Genomic DNA, 12,111 nt, shown 5'->3' with positions numbered 1-12,111 from the left:
TAAATATAACGTTGAAGAGGCTACTTCATTTTGATGAGGCCTGGGGCGACTAAACCAGGGGGGGGTCTTCTTAGATCGCCCCACCTCAGCCAGCCGGTGGTGGTGAGGTGCAGGAGACTTTTGAAGGTGTAGATGTCGGTGTGGTTGTCCCATTCACGAATGGTAAATTTTTCCGTCGCGCGCAAGTCCATGATTTTAATATAATAACTATCATCGTAGACCCAAGCAGTTCCGTTATCAAAATAAGGGGTCGTTAGACGTGAGGTCGGGTCAGGCAAGGATTTAGCTTGATAGATTCGCATGTGTGAGCCTCTAAAATATTAATGTGTCACGGTGGCGGCTTTGGTTTTTCGGGATGAAGCCAAATACTTTTGTGATACGGTTGCCGTCCTCGTCGTAAAACTCAAGCAGGAGGTTTTTGGCGTAGCCCTCAAAAAGCAATTCGCGCTGTGCCTCGCTTAGTTTGTTTATTTCGAGGTTGGATAAGCGATGCACAGAAATAATGACGGAATCATTGTCAGGTTTACGTGCGACTTTCAAATCACTCAGTGAAGAAAATACCGGAATTCTTAGTAGCTCGCTGTCGAAAATGACGTTGGGTTGGTCTTTTGTGAGTATAATTCCTGTTACACTGCAAACAGAATCGGCTGGTATGTCGCGTTCAAATCGAACAATGGATTTGCGTGGTTCCTTTTCCGTTGGTTCGTCCTCGCCTTTGACGGTGCAGAACTTGAAGCCGCCCTTTACCGAGACTTGGTAGTATTCGTATGTGTCGAAATTCATCTCGTAATCATAGGGGACACTGTCGTTGTCAAAGCCAAATCGTAAAACTGGCTCCGTGGACATTGTTAGTTGAGGCGTATTGAATGGTAATACGGCAACTTCAAATGTATTGGTTTGTTCGGTGAAGAAGTGCCACCAGCCATGCCTGTCTTGTAAGCCGGCGTATAATTTTTTTCGCGAAGCTGGCGGTGCGAGACTGTGCAAGTAAAAAGTGCGTGAGTCGTCGGAGGTTTTTTTGTAGTTTTTACTCGTTCTTAGTTGGGCGCTCGCTGGATTAAAATCTGGATTTCGCTCAGTGGCCAGCGCCCAGTCTGTACTGAGTGATTCTAATATGGGATGTGGCGTTGTGTACTCGAGAGAAGGGATGGCCTGATGACTATAGTAGTCAAATAAAGAGAATGTTTTCCACTCATCTTCAGTGACTTTTTCCTCTCCATCCATTTTGATCTGAACCTTCATGGCCAGTTGTTGAGCGCCATTACCAAACATATCGGCTCTGAGGGGGAGGGGGGGCGCAAAATCTGGAAGTTCAATTGTTCCGGATTGTACGGCTCCTTGTTGATCGAGCTGGAAGTCATGATGATTTAAAGTCACCTGGCCAGGCAGGTAAGTTACATTGTTGTGCCGAAGGTGACAAGAAACCTTCGAGCTGCCAGACGCTTTATTCGATTCATAGAGGCCGCCAGCAGTGATCGTGCCTGAGTCACAGGTCCAATCTCGCGTCGCCTTTGGAATAAATTCCGGGTCTGCCAAGAAGTGAACCTTATCCTTGAGTGAAAGGCTGGAAACCACGTCTGGTAAGATGAAAACGCCCCCGCTGTAGTTGGCTTGCTGTCCAAAGCTTGGATTCATTTACTACTCCTACTGAGTTGAGGTGGACGCAGAATGAACGGTACCGCTGGAAGTTCTATTCGTCTTTCGTTGTCTCTCGTTGTCTTTCGTTGTCTTTCGTTGTCTTTCGTTGTCTTTCGTTGTCTTGGAGGTATGTGTCTTGGAGGTATGTGGGGTTTTAGGGTGCTCAAAAGCACTTTGTGCTGGGTGGGTTAGGGGGGGTAAATACTATCGAATGTTCATTTTGGTGAAGATGTCATTGTCGGACATCTCATCGTAAATGCCAGTGTCTTTTAACACCCCTTGTGCAATTACACCATCAGGGTGTACTAGGGCTGACAAATATTCGATAACGCCAGTGGTTGTGTTGAAATTAGTAGTCCTCAGTGCAATCCGGGTGAAAAAATGCCCAGGATCGAGGCTGTTACCCAACCCTATTTCGATCTCCCATGATGAAGGTATATTCTCAAGTCTGAAATACTTGGCGGAAACGGCGCCGGAACCGTCCGGATGAGTAGGAAGATTAATATATTGAGCGCCTTGCTGGATGTCGAGGTACCAAGCGGATGAGACAAACTCGGGGTCGTTCGACAGTAAAATTCTCATGGCATGCTCTCGCTGATGACGTTTCTATGGTAATTTTGGCCTTTCGCAACAAATGAAATGGTTTGTTCAATTTCGTTTCCTTGCTGATTGCGGAAAATCATAGTCAAGCCTTCACCCATGCTGCTGAACAGGGTTTCGCGAGCTTCTTTTTCAATCAAATGTGCAAAGATATCATCGAAGCGGTGAACCGAAATGACGATGGTATGGTCATCGAGTGGCCCGTGAACGGGGAGCTTTGATAGACGATCTCCAAAAGCTGGACTTAGATCGGAGCCGTAAAGCCGTTCATCGAAAGTTATGTGTTCTTGGTTTTTGTGTCTGATCAAGCCGGTGACTGTGCATAGCCGTTCACCAGCATCATCCCGCTCGAAGCGTACAATGGAACCACGCTTTATTAAGCTGCTGTCGTGATGCTCTTTGACATTGCAGGTTGTGAATCCTCCCGGCACATGCACTATAAAATACTCTGTGGTCGTGAGGTTGTAATCGTACTTGTATGTTTCGGTGTATCCGACTTCGTCATTCCTAAGGGTGTAATCAAATCCGGCTATATTTTTTGAAGTGATTGTGATTTCTGGTGGGCTTGGGCGGCGTGTAATCGATATAGTGATTGACTGATTAGTCATGATATGTTTCTTTCCATCGACATCGGTCACGCACACATAAAAATCTGTTGCGCCAGTGGTCTCGGCAACTGTGCTGTGAAGGTACAAAACTCTATATGTCCATGCGTTTGAATATTCCTCTGCATTGACCAGGGGGGATGCGTCATGCGCCTGTTCGTAGACAGCGCTTCTGATCGGCGTGCAGGCCCACTTGCCAGAGACCTCTAGAAGCGGTGGTTCTTGGATCGGTAAAACATCGACTTTAGTTTCTTTATCGCTGTGAAGCAGGGTGAGCGAGTCCCATTCTTCAGGTGAAACCACACCGCCCGCTCGCCAGAGTTTCACGCGTATAGCCAATTGTTGCGCACCGTTGGCATACATGCTGCCGCGGCGCTCAGATGCATTTGCCGAAGGGAAACCGTCAAGTGTGATTTCGCAATTTAGGGTTTGCGCATCCGTGAGGAGGTGTGCCTCGGCTGATGTATTGTGCAGGGGGGTAGGTGATACATTTTCCATGGGCGAATCCTCTGCCGAAGCGGCCTGGAGTCAATCAATCAGTTGCAAGGTCACCGATTTGAAAGGCTGAGCAGGGCCGCCGTTTCTAAACGCGACTTGGGCCGTGATCACCATATGGCTACCGTGTTGTACTTTAAGGAGTTCTTCGCGTGGCAGTAGCTTGACTACAGCGCCTTGTTTGACATCGTCGGCGCTAACGAGATGTTGTTCGAATGCGTAATCCTTTCTCTCTTTTTCATATTTTAATGAAACCTTGATATTAACGATCTGCCCCTGCTTCATGAATGGCCAACGGTTGAGTTTAAGGCTGGCACCGCTCAAGGCAGGCATCAGGTTTTTAAGCGCCAATGTGTCCTCTCCATAGGTTTCGACACACTGAATCGCTGGCATTGAACTCAATGGAAGGTTGTTGAGCTTAATGTTTCGTAGCAGGGAGCGTTCGTATGTGATTCCATCGCATACTTCGTAGTACCAGTTCAGCGATTCCCCAATGTGGGAAGAGAATAGGGCTTCCGGAAACGCAATTACGTTGTCTTGCTTATCGGTCGGAGGTTTCATCACCACGCTGGCGAGTAATGTGCCTTGCTCGGTACTTACGCAACCCAGTACGGTCGCATCCTGTATTTCGGCATCTTTGGGGATCTGCAGGACAGCCGCCTGGCGTATGACAATCGCGGCGACTTCACCGTTGACAGCACCCGCCAGGCTGGGAGCGGGAAGGATTCGAGATTTTTTCACAGTGAGTTCGCCTGGCTTGGAGCTGCGGGCGAATGACGTGGTTGCAATCTGGGCGCTGAGTTTAAGTTGGTGGTCAAGTAGCTGCTCAAACCAAGCCTTCTCGATGGTGAAGTTTAACCGCTTGTTGTTTACATCATCGGTGTTGGCCCTGCGCCATTGTTGGGTATTGGCAACGACTGAGTCCGAACCGTTGAATGCCTGAATCAATAGCACCCCTTCATCATGTTCCTCAACATCATCGTAGCGAAGCGTTACTGTCGCTCCCTCGGCGCCAATCAATGCTGGATTCAGAAATCCATCTTCAGTGTCGGGGATAGTCGGTGGCTCGAGGAGGTTGTCTGACTCGTATGTTTTTACAATATCGAAGCGTTGTTCAGAGGAGGTGAATTTAATCTCGTCTGAGTCCTTTGCCAAAACGGTATAATTTACCTTGATGTAGTTACCTTTCCAGACTGAAAACTCGCTGTCGGGTACTCTAAATTCGATGAGTGTGTCTGTTGTTTCTATCGTGATCGACCAACGTCTTATTGTGGGCGGATTGTCACCCCGGAAACCCTGGAAGGTGAGCTTAACGATGTCGCCGAGTCCCATGCTTGAATGCGGTAAGATAAATACGGGTACAGGCTGTTGATTCAGCTGATCTATAGCAACGATGGATTCATGTGATGGGTAAATATGCACCCGCGCTAATTCATTATCGGTTATGCCAATGCGCTCGAGATCCGGGGAGGCAGCGAGCGGATCAGTGGATTTCATTGTCATGTCCTCATTATTTGCGCAGTAGTGCGGTAATCGTTTACCCATTTTTTACAGCACGGGTTCACGCTATGAAACTGGCAAAAATGCTAGGTGTGGATCGTACGGGTCGTTGCTAGCGTGTGGGGTAGCTGTTCATAGCCCGAACCTCACGAGGCCAACTGACCATGACCGCCACGACCGCCCTGCATTCCAACGCCTTCAACTTCATGAGTTTCCTGCAAAGCGGCGTCGACCCGCGTACAGGCCAGTACACGGTGTCGCTCAACTTGCCGCAGGTCGAAGCCAACGCCCTGCTCGGCCCAAGCCTGCCCCTGGCGCTGTTCTTCAACCCGCTCAATCAGCAAGACACAGGCTACGGCAAGGGCTGGAACCTGCAGCTGTCGCAATTCACTCCCGATACCCAGGTGGCGGCTCTACATACCGGCGAAAGCTTCTTGGTCACCAGCCGTAACGGCGCGCAAATGCTGATGGAAGAGAAGAAGCTCGACAGCTTTCACCTGGATGAAGTAGCCGATGGCGGATCGACCCACTACCTCGTCGAGCACCGCTCCGGGCTGCTCGAAAAACTCCAAATCCGCGCTGCCAGCCGGCCTGTCGCGCTGCCTGTCGAGGTCTGGACTCGGCAAACCCTGCCGCTGAAGTTCACCTATGCGTCCTTCGAGTCTGATGGCCAGACCTACGACCGGCTGGCCAGCATCGAGGGCAGTGACGTCGAAGGCGTCTATGCCCCGCTGCTCGAAATCAAGCGTGATGAAAGCAAGCGCCAAGTGGAGATCACCCTCAATCCGCAGGGCGCTGCCGCCACCCAGGTACGCTTCGTCATGCAATTGGATACGCAAGGCCGGGTGATTGAACTGCAATTACCGACGGTCGATGGTAATCAGGCCAAGTGGCGCTTCATGTATACCGTCAGCCATACCTACAACTGTCTTGCAGAGGTGCGTACCCCTACCGGTGCTTGGGAGCTCATCACCTATGATCCGGTAGGGCATAAGCGCAGTAACAACCTTCCCGGCACCCTGCCCAGGGTTTCCAAGCATGAGGTTCGGCCTGGTAACGCCGACGAGGTGCCCAAGGCCGGCGCCAGTTGCAATCAAATCGTCAGCTACGCGTACACAGTGAACACCGAAGAAGACGGCTACCAGGCTGACAATAACTTCCTGGGGGCCAACCTCGCGCTCGGCGAACCCACGCCGGGGTTGGATATCCTCTACAAGCATCCCAACCCTTATCGCTATGGCTCGGTAGAAACGTTGCTGAGCGCCGATGGCAAAACAAGCCTGCGCAGCATCGAACGGCACTTCAACAAGTTCCACCTGCTGACCCGTGAGATCACCAGCCAAGGGCCTGCGGATGACCTGCACATCCAGACCGTGGAGACCAGCTATGCCTATACGGAAGGCAAACCTTTCAAGGACCAGCCTGCCTATTGCCAGCTGCCGCTGACCACCACTACCACCTGGCGCAAAGCTAAAACCGACACTGCCCGAACGGAGGTGCTCAAGCGTACCTATCACGATGACGGCAACCTGCACACCGTAGAGCACCCCAGCGGCGTGGTCGAAACCAGCCTCTGGTACCCCGCCGCCGGAGAGATCGACAAGTGCCCGGCAGACCCAAGTGGTTTCGTACGCCACCTCAAGAGCAAGACCGTGACACCGGCCAAGCCTGGGCAAACGCTCGATGCACCGATCCTGTCCCAGGGTTATCGCTACCGCACGCTGCCGGCGTATGAAGACAATGCGAGCACCACCGCTTGGCATGTCGTAGACGTAGAGACGCTGGATCAGATCAATGAGGGAGGGGCAGTGATCCAGCCCCTGCAGAGCAACCAGTACAAGTATTTCGAGAGCCTCGAGCAGCCTCTCACCTATGGCCGTTTGGAGGAGCACACGCTCACCATGAACGGCCTGCCAACCAAGACCAGTTACACCTACGCCACTCGGGCGCCAACGTTTGCCACTCATGACAATAACGAAACAGTGCTGGTGACCACCCAGACGGTCACCGGACACGACAACAGCCCCACGAACATCATCAAAAAAACAACGACCAGCGAACACTCGCTGCTCACTGGAGAATTATTACTTAGCGAAGATGACAATGGCGTGAGGATTAACTACCGATATGATGTGCTGCGCCGGGTCATCCAGGAAATCGTCGCCCCTCAATCCCCCTATATGGCTGACCGTAGCTACACGTATTGGCTCTGTGCAAACGATAATGATCGAGCCAGCCAGAAACGCACCGATGTGAATTGTGTTTTGACACACACCCTCCTTGACGGACTGAACAGGCCGGTCAAAGAACAGCGTAATGACCTCGACAATGCCACGCCGCGGCAGGAGGGTGAGGAGGAGCTACTCCGTGCGCTATACCTGGCCACATACGATGCGTTTGGAAGGCTGCAAAGCGAAACTGAGACTGATTGGCGCAGCGCGCAAACATCGGATGATCTAACGCTGATTCGCAGCTATGACTACGATGATTGGGGCCAACAACGCGCAGTCACCGGACCCGATGGGATCAAGGTGATAGAAGAAGACGATCCTGTTGGCGAAAGCTACCCTGGGCAACCGGCAGACGCCCCCAAACAACGTATCGTCAAACGTTGGCGGGAAAGCACAGACGGCGAGAGTAGTGGTATTAACAAAACCTGGTTGAACCTCTTCAACCAGCCTGCGCGCACAGAGCGTTTGCAATGGTCGGGGGAGGGAGACAACTATCAGGAAACTCGAATTAGCCTGCAGCAAAATACATACGATGGCTTAGGCCGTACCCTAAGCGAAGCGGTTGGCTTATTGGGCGAGAGAGTCAATAAGTACAGCTATGACGTATTCGGTCGGCAGCTCGAACAGACGTTAGCCGACGGTGCAAAAGTGGTGCGCACATTTGCCAAGCACAGCAACGCAGACTTGCCAACCTCCATCAGTGTTGCGGGTAAAGAGCTGGGGCAGAAGGAGTACGACGGCCTGGACCGTGAAAAAAGTACCACGACAGGTAAGCGCAAGCAGACCTACACGTATAAAGGAAGTGAGCGTAAGCCCTGCGAGGTGGTTACGCCGGGTGGACAGATTATCCGCTATCAATATGAATTCCGATTGAATGAAGAGCCTAAAGCAAGACAATTCATCGACGTCACGGCGCATGACGAGGAAGAAGTTGTTCAGGAAACCACTTTTACTTATCATGAAAAAAATGCTCGTTTGCGTGAATGTTCCGTTATGGATCAGACTTTCGAGCGTACCCATTATCTCAACGGCGCTGTCAAATGGGAGAAGCGTGAGCTAGCAGGCGTGACCTATGAAGTGAATTATGGCCACAGTCAACGTGGGCGCATAACGTCCTACACGGGTGCCCAGGGGCTGGAGCAGACGTACGATTACGACGAAAATAGTGGTCAATTAACAGGGACTGGCTTGGGCGACCAAGTGAGTAGTGAATTAAGTTACGACAGCTTTGGTCGGTTGTGCTCTTTCACTACAGGCAACCCGCCGCAGTCCTTGGAAACTAAGTTGACCTATGATCAGTTTGATCGTGAGTGCACGCGTACGTTCGTACCCGGCAGTGGCGATGGCCAATGTCTTGAACACTGCTATAACGATGTCGATGCGTTGACCTCGCGCACGCTTCGAAATACAAAGACACAAGAGATCATACGGCTGGAAACCTATGGTTATGACGACAGGCAGCGTCTGACCAGCTACGAGTGCACAGGCTCCGAGCTGCCTGTAGACCCCTCAGGCGCCGCGATCAAAAGCCAAGTCTTCACCTACGATGAACTTGATAATATCGATCTATGTATGACGGAATATCAGGAAGGGGGGGAGCAAATAATATTTTATTCATTCTCTGATGACGACCCTGCCCAGCTGAAGGGCTTGGACGTTGTTAGTCACCATGGCGGCTTAAAAGCCCTTGATCTTGCCGGCGCACGTTTGCTGGTCAAGGCACTGAAGCTTATCAAGCCTCTTGATCTGTGGTTGCTCTGGGATCTTCCAGCCCTGCACGAAATTGAATTGACCTACGACGCTAATGGCAATATGACCTGCGACGAGCAAGGGCATCTGCTTGAATATGATCGTGTCAACCGCTTGATCAAGGTTAGCCGGCCATCCGCCGAAGGTGACATCGTGTTGGCGGAATATCATTACGATGGCAAGGACATTCTCACGGGTATGAGCCGGGATGGGGTAGGCACACAAAATCGTCTCTATCAGGGGGGCAGGGTCGCAAGCCTTGAGCAGGCCGGTAACTCGATTACCTTTTATGGAACAGAGGGGCTGATTCTCGGCGAGCTGCAGGACGAGAATGGCCTTTAACCCGAGCAGGGAGATGCAGCCCGCTGAGTAGACGGGCTGCTGAGCATTGGTCAGTGCTGGCTACCTTCGTCAGGCTGAGCCAGCAGCCGCTTTTGCTGATGCCAGTCGAACGCCTCGCCATTTTGTTCGGCTTGGTATCGACGCTCTTCCAATGTTTGGTAAAGATCGAGCTCTTCATCCGGCATGAAGTGCAGGCAGTCGCCGCCAAAGAACCACAGCAGATCGCGTGGCACCAAATGGGCGATTTGCGGGTAGCGTTGAATGACCTGGCAGATAAGGTCCTGACCCAGGTATTGGCTTTCCAGCGGGTCTTTGGGGAGCAACGTCAGCAGTTCATCGAAGCGCTCAAGGAACAGAGCGTGACTCTCCTCGGGCACCTGCTCGGCCTCGCCCAGTGCGGCCAATATGGTACGCAGGTGCTGTAGTAGATGCAGGTGATAGTCAAGTTGGGCAGTGGCCATGGCGATGTCCTTGGGTATTGAATAATAGCGTGCAGTATACGCCGCTCGCAGTGATCGCTTCACGCCGCCAGGAATATTTTTGATGAGGCGCTGCGAGCTAAGGAATAAGTGCTTGACGACGCAACTGGTAAATCTGCCAGTAGTGCCCGCCGAGAATAATGCGTAAAACAAGGCAGTAGGCACCCAGCCTAAATACAGTGAGGGATTACCATGGCGCTCAATAAACAGCAGTTGATCGAATGGCTGGCAGGCGGTGTGCGGGCACCAGCTTGGGATGTAGTGGTGAGCCTTGATCAGTCAACGGTTAACCACGTCTTCGCTCAAGAATATGTCAGGCGCTTTGCGGAAAATACATACTTTGACCCGTTCTCTAGTGATCCAGAACAGTCAGACGATGACGACGCCATTTATCTGCTGCATGGCGCGCTTCTCGACAAGCCACGGCTGACCTTCATCAAACCGGAGGATTCGGAGGGCAGTATTGCCCGGCTGAGCATGGCATTGCTGGGCGGGGGGGATGTCGGCTTGACGCGGCGCGCGGAACGCTGGTTGGTACATCGCGTGGAGTGGATAAAGCCCCTGCACGCGCCGCTGTTAACGATGGACCTTAAGTTAGATGACACCGTTATAAAGGTGGGTGATGAAAGGAGGCTGCTGGTTGATTTAAGTAAAAGTACAAATTTCCAGCTGGTATTTGGCGAGGATGCCTCCGTTCAAAAGTTGCACGGGAAGAGTTTTGAGGACTGGTTTCTCGGGTTGGACGCTGAACAACAAACGTTCGAGTTTGGGCAAATTGCCCTCGACTTGCCGGATGGGTTTGCGCCGCAGACTTACCGGTTACGAGCGCGTGCAGATAAAGAGGTAGAGGGGCAGGGGGCGGTCGAGGTATTCATTAGCTCAACAGGGCAAGAATCAACTGAATTGCCCGGCGATAATGCTGACTTCAAATACTTGCTCCCTTCAGGTGTCGAGGCCTACACGGGTACTGTGCTGTTCCATCCGATGTATGCGTTATTTGTTTCGCTTGTCGAAAGCATGGCCCGTCATTCTCCCGCTGTAACAGCCTATGATCTGGTGTATGGCGCTGACGGGATAATTCAGTCGTTCAAACTGAAAAACCCTGAAATTATTATCAAGGATGGAGTGGCTGAATATGAGCAAGCAGAGGGCCCGCCTCTCGCGATTTACTTCCATGATCTTTCGATGCGGGTAGCCACAGGCGGTGAGTTTAGCGTGTTCACAGATGAAAAAGGAGGAGCTAGGGTAACCTGGGAGGTTGAGGGAGAGGTTCATTTTTTCAAAAGAGAAATCCCGAAGTGGGGGCCGTTTCGATTTCATAAGCGGGTCGAAGGTAGACTGGTTGGGGAGCTGCCACAATTCGGGTTTGAGTTTGAGGTAATAGATCTCGATGAGTCTGATTACAAAGGGTGGATCCCCATCTGGGCAAGGTTGTTAGTGGTCTTCTCGAATATGTGTGTCACAGAAGTAGTTAAGGACGTGATGGCGCAACTCTCGATCCCCGCAGTGGAACGCCTTATTAAAATGAGCTTTGGTAATAACTTTTTGGTCGGCGAGTCGCCCGCGACCGCCAATATTGCTTTTCTAGGGTGGTTTAGTTCGCACCTTGAATTACCCCGGTTGGATGTCGAAGAGCTGATCATCATGGCGGGCGCTAACCATGCGTTTAGTGTGTCTAATGGCGTGCCCATCGCCAAGTGGGAGATAGAACCGCTGCATCAAGACGATCCGAACATCGGTACCATCGATGCAAAAACTGGCAGATATACAGCACCCGCAGATGCTGCATTCAGTGGTGATTTCATGCGTCTTCGGGTCAAGGCTACAACGGCTGCCGGTGTCAGCGGCTATGCGTTGCTAACGGTAGTGCGTGAAGCGCTCAGTTTAACCCCCCTGGCGTACCATCTCGGCACGGAGGGCAGCGGTGTCGACCTGATGGCAGGTACTACTGAAGACGCCTCGAAATTAATCTGGTCGTTCAAGGACGGAGACAATGCGAAAGGCGAATTAAGCGCTCTCAGCGGTGCCAAGGTTCGGTATACCGCAGGTACAGTTGATACCTTTCATGTTGATGTAGTGCTGGTGTATGACCCCAAGACCAAACTGACTCGAGAAACCTGGCTGGTGTCTGGCAACAACTTTGCTCCGCTCTACGTCACTGAGGTTGAAGAGGGTAATACAGAGCATTCAATCCATCTGACGATGTCGCCTACGGGGGTATCAACGCCTACGACCTGGCAACTTCGGTTTGGGCCTGGGCAGATAAACCCTGAGGGTCCAACCGGCGTGTACACGGTCGACCCCAAGGCAAGTGAACACTTCGCGCTGATTGTTGGCAAGAGCCTTGACCCGGAACTGGGAGTCGAGGTAGAGGGGTTTATCCTTCTGCCTTTGCCGCTCACCCAATACAAAACAGCCTATAGCAAACTTCTGGAAAATAAGGCTGCCGCTGCATCCCTGGGAGGACATTGA

8 protein-coding genes are annotated in these 12,111 nt (G+C 51.7%); 2 read left to right on the top strand and 6 right to left on the bottom strand.

Annotated features, from left to right (window positions below; genetic code table 11):
* Positions 1-20: 20 nt before the first annotated feature.
* The 5 genes from HU737_RS15015 to HU737_RS14995 all read right to left on the bottom strand — a co-directional run bounded on the left by HU737_RS15015 (position 21) and on the right by HU737_RS14995 (position 4,835).
* On the bottom strand, positions 21-302 hold the full coding sequence (locus tag HU737_RS15015) for a hypothetical protein (protein WP_186557768.1): 282 nt from the start codon (positions 300-302) through the stop codon (positions 21-23).
* A gap of 10 nt (positions 303-312) precedes the next feature.
* Entirely contained in the window at positions 313-1,635 is a 1,323-nt protein-coding gene (locus HU737_RS15010) for a hypothetical protein (RefSeq protein ID WP_186557769.1), read from the bottom strand.
* 207 nt (positions 1,636-1,842) lie between these two features.
* The gene (locus tag HU737_RS15005; RefSeq protein ID WP_186557770.1) at positions 1,843-2,220 is read right to left on the bottom strand and encodes a hypothetical protein; all 378 of its coding nucleotides are present in this window, start codon (positions 2,218-2,220) and stop codon (positions 1,843-1,845) included.
* Complete coding sequence (locus HU737_RS15000; RefSeq protein ID WP_186557771.1) at positions 2,217-3,341, bottom strand: hypothetical protein; 1,125 nt, start codon at positions 3,339-3,341, stop codon at positions 2,217-2,219. Before HU737_RS15000 ends, HU737_RS15005 begins: the two co-directional genes overlap by 4 nt.
* A gap of 30 nt (positions 3,342-3,371) precedes the next feature.
* A complete protein-coding gene (locus HU737_RS14995; protein ID WP_186557772.1) occupies positions 3,372-4,835 on the bottom strand; it encodes a hypothetical protein in 1,464 nt (487 codons plus the stop codon).
* A 167-nt stretch (positions 4,836-5,002) separates the two neighbouring features.
* Between HU737_RS14995 and HU737_RS14990 the strand changes: the two genes are divergently transcribed.
* A complete protein-coding gene (locus tag HU737_RS14990) occupies positions 5,003-9,160 on the top strand; it encodes a sugar-binding protein (protein ID WP_217838533.1) in 4,158 nt (1,385 codons plus the stop codon).
* 50 nt (positions 9,161-9,210) lie between these two features.
* On the opposite strand, the gene HU737_RS14985 is transcribed toward HU737_RS14990, so the two are convergent.
* Entirely contained in the window at positions 9,211-9,621 is a 411-nt protein-coding gene (locus HU737_RS14985) for a PA2817 family protein (protein WP_186556954.1), read from the bottom strand.
* Positions 9,622-9,831: 210 nt separating this feature from the next.
* Between HU737_RS14985 and HU737_RS14980 the strand changes: the two genes are divergently transcribed.
* Complete coding sequence (locus HU737_RS14980; RefSeq protein WP_186556953.1) at positions 9,832-12,111, top strand: hypothetical protein; 2,280 nt, start codon at positions 9,832-9,834, stop codon at positions 12,109-12,111.

The organism is Pseudomonas urmiensis (genome assembly GCF_014268815.2).
In the GTDB taxonomy this organism is placed as follows: domain Bacteria; phylum Pseudomonadota; class Gammaproteobacteria; order Pseudomonadales; family Pseudomonadaceae; genus Aquipseudomonas; species Aquipseudomonas urmiensis.
This window is presented reverse-complemented; position numbering and strand designations above follow the sequence as displayed.